This is a genomic window from Streptomyces sp. NPDC090741 (assembly GCF_044769045.1).
Classification (GTDB): Bacteria; Actinomycetota; Actinomycetes; order Streptomycetales; family Streptomycetaceae; genus Streptomyces.
Map to the genome: position 1 here is coordinate 468,122 of NZ_JBIVXF010000004.1, position 17,787 is coordinate 485,908.

18 protein-coding genes and 1 tRNA gene are annotated in these 17,787 nt (G+C 71.3%); 11 read left to right on the forward strand and 8 right to left on the reverse strand.

The annotated features are described in order from the left end of the window. Positions 1 to 16 precede the first annotated feature (16 nt). The 8 genes from traB to ACIQU4_RS14350 all read left to right on the forward strand — a co-directional run bounded on the left by traB (position 17) and on the right by ACIQU4_RS14350 (position 7,335). A complete protein-coding gene (gene traB / locus ACIQU4_RS14315; protein ID WP_403729362.1) occupies positions 17 to 2,062 on the forward strand; it encodes a plasmid transfer protein TraB in 2,046 nt (681 codons plus the stop codon). Positions 2,063 to 2,231: 169 nt separating this feature from the next. Next, the gene (locus ACIQU4_RS14320; RefSeq protein WP_403729365.1) at positions 2,232 to 2,717 is read left to right on the forward strand and encodes a hypothetical protein; all 486 of its coding nucleotides are present in this window, start codon (positions 2,232 to 2,234) and stop codon (positions 2,715 to 2,717) included. Between the two features lie 11 nt (positions 2,718 to 2,728). Then, positions 2,729 to 2,902 (forward strand): hypothetical protein, encoded by a 174-nt coding sequence (locus tag ACIQU4_RS14325; protein WP_403729368.1) that lies wholly within the window; start codon positions 2,729 to 2,731, stop codon positions 2,900 to 2,902. Between the two features lie 71 nt (positions 2,903 to 2,973). Next, on the forward strand, positions 2,974 to 3,879 hold the full coding sequence (locus ACIQU4_RS14330; RefSeq protein ID WP_403729371.1) for a bifunctional DNA primase/polymerase: 906 nt from the start codon (positions 2,974 to 2,976) through the stop codon (positions 3,877 to 3,879). Then, complete coding sequence (locus tag ACIQU4_RS14335) at positions 3,876 to 4,232, forward strand: hypothetical protein (RefSeq protein ID WP_403729373.1); 357 nt, start codon at positions 3,876 to 3,878, stop codon at positions 4,230 to 4,232. Before ACIQU4_RS14330 ends, ACIQU4_RS14335 begins: the two co-directional genes overlap by 4 nt. A gap of 554 nt (positions 4,233 to 4,786) precedes the next feature. After that, positions 4,787 to 5,368, forward strand: a complete 582-nt coding sequence (locus ACIQU4_RS14340; protein WP_403729652.1) for a DUF3631 domain-containing protein — start codon at positions 4,787 to 4,789, stop codon at positions 5,366 to 5,368. 273 nt (positions 5,369 to 5,641) lie between these two features. Further along, entirely contained in the window at positions 5,642 to 5,842 is a 201-nt protein-coding gene (locus tag ACIQU4_RS14345; RefSeq protein ID WP_403729375.1) for a helix-turn-helix domain-containing protein, read from the forward strand. Between the two features lie 71 nt (positions 5,843 to 5,913). Beyond that, entirely contained in the window at positions 5,914 to 7,335 is a 1,422-nt protein-coding gene (locus ACIQU4_RS14350; protein WP_403729378.1) for a tyrosine-type recombinase/integrase, read from the forward strand. A gap of 47 nt (positions 7,336 to 7,382) precedes the next feature. Here ACIQU4_RS14350 and ACIQU4_RS14355 read toward each other — a convergent pair. Both ACIQU4_RS14355 and ACIQU4_RS14360 read right to left on the reverse strand, forming a co-directional pair. Beyond that, a tRNA-Thr gene (locus tag ACIQU4_RS14355) sits at positions 7,383 to 7,457 on the reverse strand. A 42-nt stretch (positions 7,458 to 7,499) separates the two neighbouring features. Next, positions 7,500 to 8,168, reverse strand: coding sequence for a hypothetical protein (locus ACIQU4_RS14360; RefSeq protein WP_403729380.1), 669 nt, complete (start codon positions 8,166 to 8,168; stop codon positions 7,500 to 7,502). A 166-nt stretch (positions 8,169 to 8,334) separates the two neighbouring features. Between ACIQU4_RS14360 and ACIQU4_RS14365 the strand changes: the two genes are divergently transcribed. From ACIQU4_RS14365 to ACIQU4_RS14375, 3 genes are all read left to right on the forward strand, one after another. Next, on the forward strand, positions 8,335 to 9,423 hold the full coding sequence (locus ACIQU4_RS14365) for an ABC transporter ATP-binding protein (protein ID WP_403729383.1): 1,089 nt from the start codon (positions 8,335 to 8,337) through the stop codon (positions 9,421 to 9,423). Between the two features lie 212 nt (positions 9,424 to 9,635). After that, on the forward strand, positions 9,636 to 10,049 hold the full coding sequence (locus tag ACIQU4_RS14370) for a hypothetical protein (protein WP_366100716.1): 414 nt from the start codon (positions 9,636 to 9,638) through the stop codon (positions 10,047 to 10,049). 54 nt (positions 10,050 to 10,103) lie between these two features. Continuing rightward, positions 10,104 to 10,883, forward strand: a complete 780-nt coding sequence (locus tag ACIQU4_RS14375; protein ID WP_403729386.1) for an NDP-sugar synthase — start codon at positions 10,104 to 10,106, stop codon at positions 10,881 to 10,883. Between the two features lie 130 nt (positions 10,884 to 11,013). Here ACIQU4_RS14375 and ACIQU4_RS14380 read toward each other — a convergent pair whose 3' ends face one another. The 6 genes from ACIQU4_RS14380 to ACIQU4_RS14405 form a co-directional block, all read right to left on the reverse strand. Then, complete coding sequence (locus ACIQU4_RS14380; RefSeq protein ID WP_403729389.1) at positions 11,014 to 12,573, reverse strand: DoxX family protein; 1,560 nt, start codon at positions 12,571 to 12,573, stop codon at positions 11,014 to 11,016. 173 nt (positions 12,574 to 12,746) lie between these two features. Beyond that, positions 12,747 to 13,718, reverse strand: a complete 972-nt coding sequence (gene rlmB / locus ACIQU4_RS14385; protein WP_403729392.1) for a 23S rRNA (guanosine(2251)-2'-O)-methyltransferase RlmB — start codon at positions 13,716 to 13,718, stop codon at positions 12,747 to 12,749. A gap of 101 nt (positions 13,719 to 13,819) precedes the next feature. Next, positions 13,820 to 15,220, reverse strand: coding sequence for a cysteine--tRNA ligase (gene cysS, locus ACIQU4_RS14390; protein ID WP_403729395.1), 1,401 nt, complete (start codon positions 15,218 to 15,220; stop codon positions 13,820 to 13,822). 87 nt (positions 15,221 to 15,307) lie between these two features. Beyond that, positions 15,308 to 15,835, reverse strand: coding sequence for a 2-C-methyl-D-erythritol 2,4-cyclodiphosphate synthase (ispF, locus tag ACIQU4_RS14395; protein WP_403729398.1), 528 nt, complete (start codon positions 15,833 to 15,835; stop codon positions 15,308 to 15,310). Beyond that, positions 15,825 to 16,571: a 2-C-methyl-D-erythritol 4-phosphate cytidylyltransferase gene (ispD, locus tag ACIQU4_RS14400; RefSeq protein ID WP_403729400.1), complete on the reverse strand. Its 747-nt coding sequence runs from the start codon at positions 16,569 to 16,571 to the stop codon at positions 15,825 to 15,827. Before ispD ends, ispF begins: the two co-directional genes overlap by 11 nt. A gap of 259 nt (positions 16,572 to 16,830) precedes the next feature. Further along, positions 16,831 to 17,313 (reverse strand): CarD family transcriptional regulator, encoded by a 483-nt coding sequence (locus ACIQU4_RS14405; RefSeq protein WP_003953493.1) that lies wholly within the window; start codon positions 17,311 to 17,313, stop codon positions 16,831 to 16,833. Between the last annotated feature and the right edge of the window lie 474 nt (positions 17,314 to 17,787).

Sequence of the window (17,787 nt, forward strand, 5' to 3'; positions counted from 1 at the left end):
AAAGGAGGGCCCTCCGATGGTCGAGCACAAGCACAGCGTTGAGCAGCAGTACGAGGACCAGCTCCGCGGGTCTGCCGACGGCGCCGGCGTCACCGCGTACGTCCTGCACCGGGCCAAGCCCCACCTGCCGCCCTGGCTCGCCGCGGGCGGACTCGGCCTCGCCGGTGCGCTCGGCAGTCTGCAGTGGCAGGGCAGTGCGGCCGCCGGGGTCGGTCTGACTCTGGCCTCGGTCGCCCTGACCGGGGTGACCTGGTGGGCAGGGAAGGCCACCGGGCAGCAGCGTCGTCTGCACTCGGCCATCACCGTGGCCGCGGGCTCCGCCTGGCTGACCGGCGCCTGCCTGGCCGGTCCGCTCACCGGGCCGCTGCCGGACCTGTACCTGATGGGCGGCCCGGCGCTCGCCCTGTCGTGGAACATCCGCATGATCCTGCGCCGCAACGTCGACGGCGCCCCGGCCGGCAGCACCGACAAAGGTCTGCTGGAGAAGGTCGGCCTGGCGCGGGCGCAGATCGGGGCGACCTCGGTGGAGCCGAACCGGGTCACCGCAAAGATGGTCCTGGAAGCCGGGGAGCAGACCAACGAGGACGTCTCGAAGGTCCTGCCGCGACTTGCGTCCGCACTGGACCTGCCGACGTCCGCGGTCCGCTACCTGGGCGACCCCAGCTCCGCGCGCCGCGGTGAACTGGTCATCGTCCCGGAGGACATGCTCGCCCAGGTCGCGGACTGGCCCGGCCCGTCCAGTCTGGGCGGGAGCATCGCGGAGCCGCTGGTCATCGGCCGCTATGACGATGGCTCGCCCCTCGTCGTGTGGCTGCCGGGCGATCCGGAGACCAAGAGGAACAGCACGCACGTCCTGGTCGCGGGCGGCACCGGATCCGGCAAGGGCGAGACCGCCCTCAACCTGATGACGGAGATCCTCTCCCGCCGCGACGTGCTGCTCTGGGTGTCCGACCCGAAGATGTTCCAGGACTTCCGGCCGCTGCTGCCCGGCATGGACTGGGCCGCCGAGGGCGGACCCGACACCGAGGTCATGGTCGAGGCCATCAAGGCCGTCATCCCCGCCCGAACCCGCTGGCTCGGCGCGCACAGCTACCGCCAGTGGATCCCCGAAGCCGCCGAACGGCAGACCAGCCGCGACCACACCTGCCGCCCCGATGGCCAGCCCTGCGGCTGTGAGGGCATGCAGTTCCTGGTCGCCTGGATGGAAGAGGCCGCGAACACCCTCCGCGCGCTGGGGGACGACGCGTTCACCGGAATCGCCCAGGAAGCCCGCTCCGCCGGCGTCGCCCTGATCGTCTCCCTCCAACGCCCCTCCTACGACCAGATGTCCACCAGCACCCGGGCGTCCCTGCCGTCCGTGATCGCCCTGGGCTGCGACCCCCGCGACGAAGGGTTCTCCCTCCCCGACGCGGTCATCGACGCCGGCGCCCACCCCGGTGCCTGGGGCAACCGCAGGCCCGGCTACTGCTACGTCGTCTCACCCGGCATCCCCGAGGACCGCTACCCCTCCCCGGGCCGCACCTTCGCGGTCCCCCACACCGCCACGCCCACCATGGAAGCCCTCGCCGCCTGGGCCCAGCGCCACGGCGCCACCGCCGACCCCATCACTGCCGGCGCGGCGCGGGCGGTGGCCGGACAGAACTACACCGGCCGCCTTGCCGAGGGTGGCGGCCCGGCCCCGCGGCTGGCCGCCGACGCGGAACGGCCCGGTATGGAAGTGGAATCCCACGGCCTGCTGACCGATCCCGAGGACGCGGGCATCGACCCCACGGCCGAACTCCCCGACGCCGAGGACGGGGACGAGATCCCGCTGTGGGAGTCCCCGGGGCGTAAACCGTCCCCCGCTGAGGCTCGCGAACTCTTCGCACGCGCCCTGGACGACTTCGAGACGACCGGGCAGATGGTCGTCGGCCCGAAGGACTTCATGGACTGGTGCGACCGCCACAACCTCTCCCGGCCCTGGGTCTCAGAGCGCCTCAAGGAAGCCGCCCTTGACGGCCGCCTGGAGCCGACCTCGGCCACTGGCCGGTGGCGGATCGTCCCTTCCCTCATGGCCGCCTGACACCTGACACCCTCACGCGCCCTGACACCCAAACCCTTAGGCAAACCCGCTGTCAGACCCCCTGACACCGGCTGTCTGACACCACCTGACACCACGCCCTGACACCTCGCCCCGCGGGCCCGCGCCACCCACACGGCGCGGGCCCGACCCACACCCCGGAGGCATGGTCATGCCCCACGAACCGGTCCTGCACCACCCCGTCCCGATCTCCTGGCCCCCCGTCCCGAACCAGCACCCCGCCGCCCCCGTGCCGGTGCTGCCCACTGGCTCAGGCATCAGCTGGGTCACCCTCCCCGACGGCACCCGCACCCTCGCCTACACCCACCCCGCCCCCATCGAGGTCGCCCCCGCCCCGGCGCCTCTGGCCACGGTGCCGACGTGGGCCAAGACCACCGCCCTGTTGGCCCCGACCGTCGGGGGAGGCATCGGCGCCGCCGGAATCGGAATCTCCTACGCCGCCCCCGGAGTCCTCGCCATGGCCGAAGCCCTCTGGGCCCTCGTCGCACTCATCGCCGCCGGCGCCGCCCTACCCCTGATCCTCCGCACCGGCCGCGGCAGGGGCGGCCGGGGCGGGGCGCCGGTCCAGCACATCACCCAGAACATCAGCGCCACCGGCCTCTTCGGCCGCGCTACCGGAACCCTCAACAACCGCTGAAAGGCGCACCCGTGGACCAGAGCCCCCTGAGTGAACGCGTATCCGACGCGGTCGCCCTCCTGACCGGCAAACGCACGATCCGCTGCCCCCACCCGGGTTGCCGCGTCAGCGTCCGCTACGGCCACGTCACGCCCGACGAGGCCAGGCACCTGACCGACGTCGCCACCGACCACACCCGCCACTGACATGACGAGGGCGGCCCCGTCTCGCCAAAGTCCGGGCCGCCCTCTTCCAGCTCTCACTGGAGGAATCCAGAATGACCCATCAACCCGCATCCGCGCTGCTGACGGCCGCGCTCGATGCCGCTGCCCTGGGCTGGAGCGTGTTCCCGCTCCGCCCCGGGCAGAAGCGTCCCGCTCTCCACGGGGAAGAGCACTGCCCCGCTCTGGGGGACTGCGCCGGCGGGCACCGCAAGTGGGAGGTCCGGGCCACCAGCGACCCCGACCGGATCCGCCGCGCGTGGGACCGGCTCCCCTTCAACGTCGGCATCGCCACCGGCCCCTCCCACCTCGTCGTGGTCGACCTCGATGTACCGAAGGGCAAGGGCAGTTCGGACGCGCCATACGGCGCGGACACCTTCCAGGCGCTCTGCGAGCGCGCCGGGCAGCCCCTCCCGGCCACGCTCTCGGTGCGGACGCCCACCGGCGGATCCCACCTGTACTTCACCGCCCCCCATGGGGTCAGGCTGGGGAACTCGGCGGGCAGGCTCGGCCCGCTCATCGACACCCGCGCGTGGGGCGGCTACGTCGTCGCCCCCGGCAGTGTCACGGCCGCCGGAGCGTACGAGGTCACCGACCCGGTGGCTCCGGCGCCGTTCCCGACGTGGCTGTACTCCCTGCTCGCGCCCCGGCAGGCCCTGCGCCAGCTCACCGGCCGCCCCGCGACCACCCACCGAACCGGCCGGTACGCGGCCGCCGCCCTGAACGCGGAGACCGCGTCGGTCGAGTCGGCTCCGACCGGTGAGCGCAACGGGACCCTGCTGCGGGCCGCCCGGGCTCTGGGGCGGTTCATCGCCGCGGGCGACCTTCCCCGCGAGGTGGTGGAGGAGGCTCTTCAAGGAGCAGGGGAGTCGGCCGGCCTGCCGTCTGCCGAGTGCCGCACCACGATCCGCTCCGGTCTGAACTGGTCCATCGCCCGCAACGCGATGAGGCGGACGGCATGAACCGCCGCCCCCGCTCCTCCTTGAAGAGCCTCACCCAGCCCTCCATCAGCCCCAGCCTCGCCGAACCGGCCCCGGCCACGGGCGGCGGTGGGGCGCCGAAGGTCGTCGCCGAAGGCGTCCCTTCATCTCTTCGCTCTGACCCGCGCCCGGCGGACGGCCGGTACGTCGTCGCCGTCCTGCACATCTGCGCCCCGCGCGGCGCCGTCCCCATCGCCACCTCGAAGTGCGAGTGCGGCCACAACCGCTCCGCCGTTGGGCAGCGACAGGTCCTCGCGCTCATCCAGCTCCACACTGATCACCGCGACGTGTGCCCGCTGGACCGCGTCGCCACACACCGGAGGAAGGCCGCATGACCGTCGACACCCAGACCCTGCCCGCGCCCGCCCAGACGACCACGGACGGCTCCCGCCTGCTGGACGAGGTGGAGGCCTTCCACCGGCGCTTCAACGTCTTCCCCACCGAAGCCGCCTATGTCGCCGTCGCTCTGTGGGACGCGCACGCGCACCTGCTGGACTGCTTCGACTCCACCCCGCGCCTCGCGTTCCTCTCCCCCGAGCCCGGGTCTGGGAAGTCCCGCGCGCTGGAGATCGTGGAAACCCTGGTCCCCCAGCCGCTCGTAGCCGCGAACGCGTCCGCACCGGTCCTGTTCCGGGCCGTCTCCACTCTGGACACGCGTCCCACGATCCTCTTCGACGAGGTTGACACGATCTTCGGCCCCAAGGCCGGGGACAACGAGCCCCTGCGCGGGTTCCTCAACGCGGGCCACCACCGGGGCGCCGGCATGTGGCGGTGCGTTGGGGACGGCACCAACCAGACCGTCCAGGAGTTCCCCAGCTTCTGCGTGGTCGCCATGGCGGGGCTCGGCTCGTTGCCGGACACGATCCTGACCAGGTCGGTCATCATCCGCATGCGCCGCCGGGCCCGCAATGAGCGCGTCCAGCCGTTCCGCCGCCGCCTGCACGCCCCCGAGGGCCACGCCCTGCGCGACCGGCTCGCCGTATGGGCGGACAGCGTCCGGCACCTGGTCGACGGCGTGTTCCCCGAGATGCCCGACGAGGTGACTGACCGGCCCGCCGACGTATGGGAGCCGCTCATCGCCGTCGCGGACGCTGCTGGGGGCGACTGGCCGGCCCGGGCCCGCGCCGCGTGCGCGCAGATCGTGGCCGCGTCCAAGCAGGACGACAAGGGCAGCATCGGGATCCGGCTGCTGACCGACCTGCGCGACCACGTCCTGAACGGGATCGAGCGCCTGCCCACCATCTCCGTACTGGACCGCCTCTACGCGCTGGAAGAAGCGCCGTGGGCGGACATGGGCGGCAAGCCGCTGACCTCCCGGGGCCTGGCGAAGATGCTCGGCGAGTACATGACCGGGGACAACAAGCCCATCGAGCCCCGCAACATCAAGAGCGGCGGAGCGGTCCTCAAGGGCTACTACGCGGCCGACCTCGCGGACGCGTGGGCGAGGTACTGCCCACCCCCCACCCCCTGAGAATCCGCTACTTCCGCTACCTCCGCTACCGCGCAGGTCAGAGGCCATGCGGAGGTAGCGGGAAGCCCGAAAACATCCGCTACCCCAACAGCAACTCCCGCTACCGGCCCGGCCTCCGATGGCCGGGCCGGTCGCGCATCTATCCGCTACCGCTACCCAATCCGCTACCTCGATCAAGCCTCTGACCAGGGCGGTAGCGGAGGTAGCGGCAGTAGCGGATTTCTACAGGTGGGGCGCAGAACCCCAACACCCGATCGCCGTGGAGGCACTTCGATGACCACCGCAGTCACGCCCGTCGCCCCGGTCCTCTGCACGGTGGAGTTCGCGGCCGAGCTGCTCTCGCTCGGCCGCTCCACACTCTACGAGCTGATGGCCGCCGGCGAGCTGCCGTTCGTCAAGGTCGGCAGGGCCCGCCGCATCCGCCGGACCGACATCGACACGTTCGCCGCCCAGCTCCAGCCGCAGTCCGTCTGATCTCAGCGCAATCCGAGGCGGCCCCGGGAATCCCCCGGGGCCGCCTTCCGCATGGAGGAGCACAGGAGTACATGAGCACCCGCAAGCCGAACATGGAGTCGTCCATCTACCTGGGCAGCGACGGGTGGTGGCACGGCCGCGTCACGATGGGCGTGAAGCCCGACGGAGGCCCCGACCGCCGGCACCGCAGGGCCAAGACCGAGACCGCCGTCGCAAAGAAGGTCCGCGAGCTGGAGAAGCTGCGCGACGAGGGCCGGGCCACGAAGGCCGGGCGGAAGCCGACCGTCGCGGAGTGGATGGACACGTACCTGTCCACGATCGCGAGCCTGAAGCTCAAACCGCGGTCCCTGGACGACTACTGGTCCAAGACCCGCAACGACATCGTCCCCAGCATCGGCAAGCACCGGCTCGACAAGCTCGCTCCGGAGCACCTGGAGGTGATGTACGCGGCCATGCTGGAGGAGGGACACGCCGCCTCGCACGTGCTGAAGGTGCACCGGATCCTCTCCCGGGCTCTGAAGATCGCCCACCGCCGCCGGATCATCAACGAGAACGTCGCCACCCTCGTGGACCCCCCGTCCGTGGACGAGACAGAGGCGAACCCGTTCTCGCGGGACGAATCGAAGGCCTTCCTCGCCGCTGCCGCGAAGCGTCCGACGTTCATGCGGTGGGCGATCGGGGTCGGCATGGGCTTCCGACAAGGTGAGGCCCTGGGCCTGCGCTGGTCTTACGTCGACCTGGAGCACGGGCTGTTCCATCCCGCCTGGCAGCTCCAGCGGCTCACGTGGAAGCACGGGTGCCAGGACGCTCACGTCTGCGGAGCCCGGCTCCACCGGTTCGAACCGTGCCTGCCCGACTGCTCGACGCACAAGAACTACGTCCGCGGCTGCCCGGCGCCGTGCCCGAAGACCTGCCGCCGGCACGCGAGTGCCTGCCCCGAGCGGAAGGGAGGAGGCCTGGCCTTCACCCGGCCCAAGACGAAGAAGAGCCAGAACCCTGTGCCGATCCCGCCGCCCTTCCTGCCCTACCTCCTGGAGCACAAGGCGAGGCAGACAGAGCAGCGGCGGGCGGCCGGGGAACTGTGGGAGGAGTTCGACGCGGTATTCACCCGCGAGGACGGGCGGCCTTTGGACCCGCGAGCCGACTGGGCGGAATTCAAGAAGCTGCTCGCCGAGTCCGGGATCAGCGACCGACGCCAGCACGACGGGAGCCGTCACACGGCGGGAACGATCCTGAACGAGCTGGGGGTGGACATGCCCACCATCATGGAGATCCTCCGGCACACCCAGATCAGTCAGACGCGCCGGTACGTGAAGGGCCGCTCCGAGCTGTCCCGCGAGGCGATGCGGCGGATGGGTGAGGCCTTCATGCCGGGCCCCGCACCCGGCCGCGCGCAGACTCCCGACCCTGGCCCCGGACCCCTGTCTGAGACCAGAACTGAGACAGAGAGCACCCGTGCGGCTCGCGCCCGGCGCCGCCGCAAGATCCGCTAAAACGCGGAAGCCCTGCTCAGAACAGATCTGAGCAGGGCTTCCGGCAGAGCCCCCTGTCGGATTCGAACCGACGACCTACGCATTACAAGTGCGTTGCTCTGGCCGGACTGAGCTAAGGAGGCGTAACCGCCCTCACTTTACACAGCGCCCCATCCCCCGGGCCATCACGTTGTCCCGCCCCCGGGGTACCCGATACGGCCGGTCATCGAGGCCGCCCGGGCAAGGGTGAGGTTCGGATTGAGGGCCTTCAGGACGGTCTCCGTGAGGGGGCGGAGGTTCCAGACGTGCCGGATCGCCGCCGGGTCGAGGACCGTTCCGTGGTAGCCCTCGGCGAACTCCCGGTAGGCCTCCGCAGTGCCCGCCGCCAGGACGCGGAAGAGGTGGCCCGTGCCGTCGTCCGTGTCCGCGGGGATCTCCACCGGCCCCGCCCGCCAGGCGGTGTCGGCACTCTCCCGCCAGAACACCACGGTCGCCACCTGCACGTCGTCGTCACAGAAGGCGGGCTCCGAGAGCAGCGGCCGGAACACCTCGGGCAGGGTGTCCACGAGTCCGGGCCACAGCTCCATGTCCTCGTTCGTGTAAGGGCTCATCCAGGACTCGTGGTCGAACCCCCGGCCGAAGACCCCGTCGGGCGTGAAGAGGACCGCGTACTCGTCACCCGCGCCGTTGTTCATGAGCGCGGCCTCGACCCCCGGGTCCCACGCGGGGTCGTACGAGAAGTAGCCGTACTCCGGGTCGCCGCCGATCAGCAACTCCAGTGCCGCCATGGCCCGGCAGCGGGCGCGGAGGGCGGGGATGTCGGGCAGGACGCGGATCAGGTCGTGGACGTTCATGGGCGCAGCCAAGCAGACGGCTCCGACAGAGGCGGAAGTCACGGTCGCCGGGGTGCTGACAGGACGGGGAACGGGGAGGTAGCGTCGGGCGGAGTCCTCGTATCTGGACTAGACCTTCCACTCGGATCGTCCGGCACGTTCCTGCCGGTAGAAGGGATTCATCACCATGGCTTCTGTCACCTTCGACAAGGCGACCCGGCTGTACCCCGGCGGCGACAAGCCCGCCGTCGACGAGCTGGAGCTGCACATCGAGGACGGCGAGTTCCTCGTCCTCGTCGGGCCCTCCGGCTGCGGAAAGTCCACCTCGCTGCGCATGCTGGCCGGCCTGGAGGACGTCAACGGCGGCGCCATCCGCATCGGCGACCGCGACGTCACGCACCTGCCGCCCAAGGACCGGGACATCGCGATGGTGTTCCAGAACTACGCGCTCTACCCGCACATGACCGTCGCCGACAACATGGGCTTCGCGCTCAAGATCGCCGGCGAGGACAAGGCGACCATCCGCAGGAAGGTCGAGGACGCGGCGAAGATGCTCGACCTCACCCAGTACCTCGACCGCAAGCCGAAGGCGCTCTCCGGCGGCCAGCGCCAGCGCGTCGCCATGGGCCGTGCCATCGTGCGCAAGCCGCAGGTGTTCCTCATGGACGAGCCGCTGTCGAACCTCGACGCCAAGCTCCGCGTGTCCACCCGCACGCAGATCGCGGCGCTCCAGCGCGACCTCGGGATCACCACCGTCTACGTCACCCACGACCAGGTCGAGGCCATGACGATGGGCGACCGCGTGGCGGTCCTCAAGGACGGTCTGCTCCAGCAGGTCGACACCCCGCGCAACATGTACGACCGCCCGGCCAACCTCTTCGTCGCCGGCTTCATCGGCTCCCCCGCCATGAACCTGGTCGAGGTCCCGATCGCCGACGGCGGCGTGAAGTTCGGCGACAGCGTGGTCCCGGTGTCGCGCGAGGCACTGTCCGCCGCCGCGGACGCGGGCGACCGCACCGTCACGGTCGGCGTGCGCCCGGAGCACTTCGACATCGGCACCGAGGGCGGCCTGACGATCATCGTCAACGTCGTCGAGGAGCTCGGCGCCGACGGCTACGTCTACGGCCGCACGACCGAGGCCGAGGGCGCGCAGGACATCGTGGTGCGCGTGGGCGGCCGCCAGGTGCCGGAGAAGGGCTCGACGCTGCACGTGGTGCCGCGGGCCGGCGAGATCCACGTCTTCTCGACCTCGTCGGGCGAGCGGCTCTCCGACTGACCCCGTGCGCGACTGAGTCGCGAGTCGGTCGCGAGTGAGTACGGACAGGGGCGCTCCTTCCCGGGGGCGCCCCCGTCCGCGTGCGCCATCCGGGGCAGACCGGGCCATTCAGCCCCACCCGTCAACCCTTAATTCGAAAAGCCACGTCGAACCATCCCCCGACCGGGTGACTAAATGTCGCCAAATCTTCACCGAGCGCTACTCTCGCCCTCGTGACCCACACTGCCCGCCGTATCGGCCGTTCCCTCGCCCTGGTCCTGCCCGTCGTCCTGGTCCTGTCCGGGACCCTCGCGGTCACCATGGTCCCCTGGGCGGACAACACGCCTTCCCAGATCCTGACCGCCTCCGCCGAGGACGTGTCCGTCCCCGCGAAGCCGCGCGCCGCGCAGGACGTGCTGCGCGACAAGCTGCTGGGCGAGCTCCAGCAGGGCGAGGCCCCGGGCGACGTCCTGACGCACCTTCAGCAGGAGGTGGACCGGCGCCCGTCGCTGGCCGACCACTGCGTGGGGATCGCGCGGGCGCTGGGCCGTGCCGCCGTGGACGTGTACGGCCCGACGAAGGCGCAGTCCTTCGCGCGTCCCGTCTGCGACACCGCGTACGCGACCGGCGTCGCCTCGATGGGCTGACGGCTGCCGGGCGTCGCCGTCCTCCCCCGCGCCGGGGCCTCTAACCTGACGGCCATGACCGACGCACCCCCCGTGTCCCGCTCCTCCGTTTCCGCGGCCGCGTACCCGGCCTCCCTCGCTCAGGCGCCTGTTCAGGCAGTCGTGCTGGCGGGCGGCCAGGGTTCGCGGCTGCGTCCGTATACGGACGACCGGCCGAAGCCGATGGTGGAGATCCCGGGGACCGGGGTGCCGATCATCGGGCACCAGCTGGCCTGGCTGGCGGCCGAGGGGGTGACGGACGCCGTGGTGTCGTGCGGGCATCTCGCGGAGGTGCTCCAGGACTGGCTGGCGAAGGCGGACCTGCCGCTGCGGGTGACCACGGTGGTGGAGGAGGAGCCGCTGGGGCGCGGCGGCGGGCTGAAGTACGCGGCTCGTCATCTGCCGTACCCGGACCGGCCCTGGTACGCGACGAACGGGGACATCTGGACGCGGTTCTCGCTGCGCGAGATGGCGGAGTTCCACGCCGAGCGGGGGGCGACGGCGACGCTGGCGCTGGCCCGGCCGCGGATCCCGTGGGGGGCGGTGGAGACCAACGAGTTCGGGCAGGTGCTGGACTTCATCGAGTCGCCGCCGTCGCCGTATCTGATCAATGCGGGCGTGTACGTCTTCGGTCCCGAATTCGCGGCGCTGCTGCCGGATTTGGGCGACCACGAGCGTACGACGTTCCCGCGGCTGGCGCGGGAACGGCGGCTGGCGGGCTTCCCGCTGCCGCAGGGGGCCTACTGGCGGGCGATCGACACGGCGAAGGACCTCACCGAGGCGGCACGGGAGTTGGCCGCCCAGAGCGGCTCCTGAGGCCGCGGCCGTCCGCACAGCAGAGCGTCGGAGAGCACCGGAGAGCACCGGAGAGCACCGGAGAGCACCGGAGAGCACGGAAAGGGGCCCGGCGCGCTGTGTGCGCGCCGGGCCCCTTTCCGTACCGTCGTCAGCCGAGGAGGCCGCCGACCAGTCCGGGCTTCTTCGGCGGGGCGTCCCCGCCGCCGCTGCCGCCTCCGCTGCCGGTGCTGGAGGACGGCGGCTTCGGGGTGGACTGCTTGGGCGAGCTGCCCGGGTTCTGGCCGTTGCCGGAGCCGCGGGTCGCGGTCGGCGACTGCGAGCCGGTGCCCGCGGTCTCCTTGGCGGTGGTACCGGTGGCCCCGCGCCCGGACTTGGCGGCCGGCGCCGAGGCGCTGGCGCTGGGTTCGGCCGCCTTGGAGGGCTGCTGGGTGGCGGGCTGCTGCTGCGGCCGCTGCTGCTTGCCGGCCGGGGCCTGCGGGAGCGGGGAACCGGGCAGGTAGTTGCTGGGGGCCTGGCCGGGTCCGGGGACGGTGACCACGGTGGTGGAGCGGACGGCGCCGCCGAGCAGCGAGCCGATGAGCAGGGTGAGTCCGCAGACGACGGTGGCCATGATGGTTCCGCGGCGCAGGACGCGGCGGCGCAGCCGCCAGATCTCCGAGCGCGGCCCGAGGGTCCGCCAGGCCTCGCCGGCGAGGCGCCCGTCGAGGGAGTAGACGGGGGCGCCGGCGATGATCAGCGGGCTCCAGGCGGCGAGGTAGATGATGTCGGGGGCGTCGTAGGCGGGGACGGTCTTCCAGCTGACCGTCATCAGCAGGGCGGCCGACAGCAGGGCGCCGATGCAGGCGGCGAACCGCTGCCACAGGCCCAGGACGGTCAGTACGCCGACGATGACCTGGAGGAAGGCCACGCTGAGCCCGGCCCCGACGGGGTGGGCGAGGGCGAAGTCGCGCAGGGGTTCGGCGAGTGCCCAGGGGTGGAGGGTGCGCAGCCAGGTGACCATGGAGCCGCGTTCGCCGCCGTCGAAGTAGACGGGGTCGCACAGCTTGCCCATGCCGGCGTAGATGCAGATGAAGCCGAGGAAGACGCGCAGCGGGAGCAGCACGACGCCGAGGTTCATCCGGCGGCCGGGGTAGTACGAGGACTGCCCGCGGGCGTCGGAGGAGGCGCGGCGGGAGTCGGCGCCGGGGCCGTCGTACGGTCCCCCGCCGCCCGCGTACCGGGGGTCGTACGGGAGGTCGCGTACGGAGGCCGGCGGACGGGTCTCGTCCGGGTCTCCGTACGTGCGCTGGCCGATGACGGTCGGCGTGGCCAGCGTGTCCTCGGCGAGGTCGCGGGCGAGGTCGACGCGGGGAATGGTCTGGGTGGCGCCGGCATCCCCGTCGTCGAAGCCGCCGTGTCCGCGCCCGTGTTCGCGTACGGCCTGGAGGAGTCCGCCCATGGCGGCGGTGTCGCCGGGGGCGGACTTGCCGCTCCAGACGACGGGGGCCCGGCGGCGGCCTGCGCCGGCAGCGGCGGCGACCACGGCGCCGCCGAGGACGGGCACGCGGCCGGGGGCGTTCGCGGGCTTGGAACGCGCGCTCGGGCTCGGTGCGAGCCGCACGCGGAAGCTGGCGTGGTTGACGATGACCTGTGCGGGGTCGCACGGCACCTTGACCATGCTCAGCGCGGGCTGGTCGTCGAACCCTGACGTTCTGGTGTCCACACTCATCTAACCGAGTGATCAGTGTTTAGGACACTGCCTTGACAGGAGGGATGTGTCCGAGACCCGTCAAGATCAAGCCACCCCGCCCGAAACGGGCGGGGTGGCACGCTCACGGGTCACGCCCGATGAGCCAAGTGGATCAATGGATCCCCGGATCCGCAGACCCGTGGATCCGCGGATCAGGTGCGGGGCGTCGTCGCGCGGCGGCGGGCCGCCTCGTAGAGCACGACGCCCGCGGCGACACCGGCGTTGAGCGACTCGGCGCCGCCCGGCATCGGGATGCGGACGAGGTAGTCGCAGTTCTCGCCGACGAGGCGGCCGAGGCCCTTGCCCTCGGAGCCGACGACGATGACGACCGGGCCCGCGAGCTCGGCGAGGTCGTTGACGGTGTGCGTGCCCTCGGCGGCGAGGCCGACGATGGTGATGCCGGCCTTCTTGTAGTCCTGGAGGGCGCGCGTCAGGTTGGTGACGCGGGAGACCGGGGTGCGGGCGGCGGTGCCGGCCGAGGACTTCCAGGCACCGGCGGTCATGCCGGCGGCGCGGCGCTCGGGGATGACCACGCCGTGGCCGCCGAAGGCGGAGACGGAGCGGACGATCGCGCCGAGGTTGCGGGGGTCGGTGACGCCGTCGAGGGCGACGATGAGGGGGTCCTCGCCGTTGTCGTACGCGGCGGTCGTGAGGTCCTCCGGGTGCGCGTACTCGTAGGGCGGGACCTGGAGGACCAGGCCCTGGTGGTTGAGCCCGTTGGTCATCCGGTCGAGCTCGGGGCGCGGGGCTTCCATCAGGTTGATGTTGCCGCGCTCGCCGGCGAGCTGGAGGGCCTCGCGGACGCGCTCGTCGTTGTCGATGAACTGCTGGACGTAGAGGGTGGTGGCGGGAACGCCGTCGCGCAGCGCCTCGAAGACCGGGTTGCGGCCGACGACCATCTCGCTGGTGCCCTTGGGGCCGCCGCGGCGGGGCGCGGGGCGGCGCTTGGCGGCCTGGCGGGCCATGGCGTTGCTGATGCGGTTCGCCTTGTGCTTCTTGCGGTCCTCGGCCTTGGGCGTGGGGCCCTTGCCCTCCAGGCCCTTGCGCCGCTGGCCACCGCTGCCGACCGTGGCGCCCTTCTTGTTGGACGTGCGGCGGTTCCTGCGCTGGCTGTTCCCGGCCATGACCTCTACCTGTTTTCGTTGATGCTGCGATATGTACGTATGAAGAGTGTGCCGCCCGGAACGCCGGGCGGCACAGTCGGAGTGCTCCGGGTGCCGGGGGCTCAGCGCGGGCCGAGCGACCAGCGCGGTCCCGTGGGGCTGTCCTCGATGACCAGGCCCGACTGCTGGAGCTGGTCGCGGATGGCGTCGGCGGTCGCCCAGTCCTTGCGGGCCCGGGCGGACTCGCGCTGCTCCAGGACGAGGCGTACGAGGGTGTCGACGGCGCCGTGGAGATCCTCGCCGCGGTCGGACTCCCCGGCCCAGTGCGGGTCGAGGGGGTCCAGGCCGAGGACGCCGAGCATGGCCCGTACCTCGGACAGCCGGGCGATGGCGGCGTCCTTGTCGTCGGCGGCGAGGGCGCTGTTTCCCTGGCGGACCGTGGTGTGGACGATGGCGAGCGCCTGCGGCACGCCCAGGTCGTCGTCCATGGCCTCGGCGAAGGCCGGCGGGACCTCGGAGGCCGGGTCGACGGTCTTGCCGGCCTTCTCGATGACGCGCTGGTAGAAGCCCTCGATGCGCGCGAAGGCGGACTCGGCCTCGCGCAGCGACTCCTCGCTGTACTCGATCATCGAGCGGTAGTGCGGGGTGCCGAGGTAGTAGCGCAGGACGATGGGGCGCCAGGCCTTGACCATCTCGGAGACGAGCACCGAGTTGCCCAGCGACTTCGACATCTTCTCGCCGGACATGGTGACCCAGGCGTTGTGGACCCAGTACTGCGCGAACGCGTCGCCGAAGGCCTTCGCCTGGGCGATCTCGTTCTCGTGGTGCGGGAAGATCAGGTCGAGTCCGCCGCCGTGGATGTCGAAGGCGCTGCCGAGGTACTTGTGCGCCATCGCGGAGCATTCGAGGTGCCAGCCGGGACGTCCGCGGCCCCACGGGGTCTCCCAGTCGGGCTCGCCGGGCTTGGTGGCCTTCCACATGGCGAAGTCGCGGGGGTCGCGCTTGCCGGTGATGCCCTGCTCGGTGGGCTGGCGCAGGTCGTCGATGTCCTGGTTGGACAGCTCCAGGTAGCCCGGGAACGAGCGCACGTCGAAGTAGACGCTGCCGTCGGCCTCGTACGCGTGGCCGCGCTCGATGAGCCCGCGCATCATCTCGATCATCTCGGGTACGTGGCCGGTGGCGCGCGGCTCGTACGTGGCCGGGAGGCAGCCGAGGGCGGTGTAGCCGTCGCTGAAGGCCCGCTCGTTGTCGTAGCCGATGGACCACCAGGGGCGGCCCTGGACCTCGGCCTTCGCGATGATCTTGTCGTCGATGTCGGTGACGTTGCGGATGAAGGTGACGTCGAGGCCCCGGTACTCGAACCAGCGCCGCATGATGTCGAAGTTCAGGCCGGAGCGGATGTGCCCGATGTGAGGGGCCGCCTGGACGGTGGCGCCACAGAGGTAGATCGAGACGCAGCCCGGAACGAGCGGGGTGAAGTCGCGGATCTGCCGGGCGCTGGTGTCGTACAGGCGAATAGTCACGGCATCCAGGGTAGTGGGCCTGTAGCAGTGCCCCGCGACCCTTTCGGGGCGCGGGGGTGCTTTGTTGCGGAAGCGGTGTCGTCCGGTCTACGGATTCTTCCGGTACACCAGTGCGGTGGCGATGGCGGCGAGGCCTTCCGCGCGGCCGGTGAGGCCGAGGCCGTCGGTGGTGGTGCCGGAGACGGAGACCGGGGCTCCGGCGGCCGCGGAGAGGGTCTTCTGTGCTTCTTCGCGCCGCTTGCCGATCTTCGGGCGTACGCCGATCACCTGGATGGCGATGTTGCCGATCTCGAAGCCCTCGGCGCGGACGATGCGGGCGGCCTCCGCCAGGAGGGTGACGCCGGCGGCGCCGGACCACTCGGGGCGGGAGGTGCCGAAGTGCGCGCCGAGGTCGCCGACGCCGGCGGCGGAGAAGAGGGCGTCGCAGGCGGCGTGGGCGGCGACGTCGCCGTCGGAGTGCCCGGCCAGTCCGTCCTCGCCCTCCCAGAGCAGCCCGGCGCACCACAGCTCGCGCCCGGCCTCGAAGGCGTGCACGTCGGTGCCGATCCCGACGAGCGGGATCAGCGGGACGGGCGGGGTCGGCGGGGCGGCGGAACCTGCGGGGCTAGTAGGCATCGGTGGCCCTCCTGCGGGCGAGTACGGCCTCGGCGAGGACCAGGTCGAGCGGGCGGGTGACCTTGAAGGCCTCTTCGTGGCCGGGGACCACCATGACGGTGACGCCGAGCTGTTCCACCATTCCGGCGTCGTCGGTGGCGCCCTCGCCGTTGACGGCGATGGCCTCGTGCGCCCGTACGAGGGTCGCGAGGTCGAAGCCCTGCGGGGTCTGTACGGCGCGCAGCCGGGCCCGCTCGGGGGTGGCGACGACCGGCTCGGCCTCGCCGGGCCTGCCGGGCTCGACCTCCTTGACGGTGTCGGCCAGCGGCAGCGCCGGCACCACGGCGGGCGAGCCTTCGCGCACGGCCTCGATGACGGAGTCGACGGTGTCCACGGGGACGAGCGGGCGGGCCGCGTCGTGGATGAGGACGGAGGTGACGTCCGCGGGGAGCGCGGCGAGGCCGGCGTTCACGGATTCCTGGCGGGTCTCGCCGCCGGGGACGACCAGGATCTCGGTCCGGTCGGGCAGCGCGTGCTCGTCGACGAGCCGGCGCACCTCGGCGGTGCCGTCGGACGGGGCCACGACCACCACGAGGGAGACGGCCCGGGAGCGGGCCATCGCGCGGACGGCGTGGATGAGCATGGGGGTGCCGCCGATGGCCCGCAGGGCCTTGGGGGCGCCGGGGCCGAGGCGTACCCCCCGGCCGGCGGCCGGGATCACCGCGGCGGTGCGGTGGGGGCGCGATTCGTCAGACATCAGTAGCTCCGAGCCAGGTTTGTGACTTCGGCCGACATGGGTATGGCCTGAAGGGTGCCGGGTGCGACGCCCTCGCCCCTTCCGTGACGACCGGTCGAGCAGGCTGGTCGGGCAGGCTGTCAGGACCCGGCACGCCGGTGGGAAAAGTGCAGAAAAGGTGTGGGTACAGACATGCCGCAGCGCCCGGCAACAGCCCTCCCGTGGAGGAGAGGGCATGTCATCGGGCACCGCGGCACAACTGTGTGAAGGATTTCCCGCGTCAGGACGCGAGAACCTCGTCGAGGAGGGCCTCTGCCTTGTCCTCGTTGGTGTTCTCCGCGAGCGCGAGCTCGCTCACCAGGATCTGGCGCGCCTTCGCGAGCATGCGCTTCTCGCCCGCGGAAAGCCCGCGCTCACGCTCGCGACGCCACAGGTCACGCACCACTTCGGCGACCTTGATGACATCGCCAGAAGCGAGCTTCTCCAGATTTGCCTTGTAGCGCCGGGACCAGTTCGTCGGCTCTTCGGCATACGGTGCACGAAGCACCTCGAAGACCCGGTCCAGCCCGTCCTGGCCGACTACGTCGCGAACGCCGACGAACTCCGCATTGTCCGCAGGCACACGAACCGTCAGGTCGCCCTGGGCGACCTTGAGCACCAAGTAGGTCTTGTCCACGCCTTTGATCTGGCGAGTTTCGATGGCCTCGATCAGCGCGGCCCCGTGATGGGGATAGACCACGGTGTCGCCAACCTTGAACGTCATGTGACAGGTACCCCTTCCGTGGCTATCCAGGGTAACACGAGAACTGACTGTTATGAATGGCGTTTTCGCAGGTCAGGGCACATCTCGGGGCTTGACAACAGCGACAGGAACGTGCTGCGAAGGGCTTCCGGAGGGGGGTATTCGCAGGTCGGAGGCGCTGTGCGGACCGGGCGAAACGGCCACGCTACACCCGGGCACGGGTCCCGTCAGCGTGACGTACGTCCCGTTTTGCCGGTTTCGAAGCCGGGAAACCGAACTACTCCGTTCGACTGGCGACCACCCGTACGGAGCGGTTCAGGCCCAATCGGGAATTGATCACCGTGGGCCGTTCGAAGGAATCCCGGAATTGATCACCGGGGGTCCTGCGGGCGATATGCGGGCGGCACATGATCGGCAGATGAACGGCACGGGAAGTGCCGAGCGGAAGGGCGGGGTGAACGGCCGGGGTGAACGGCCGCGGAATGCAAGATCGCG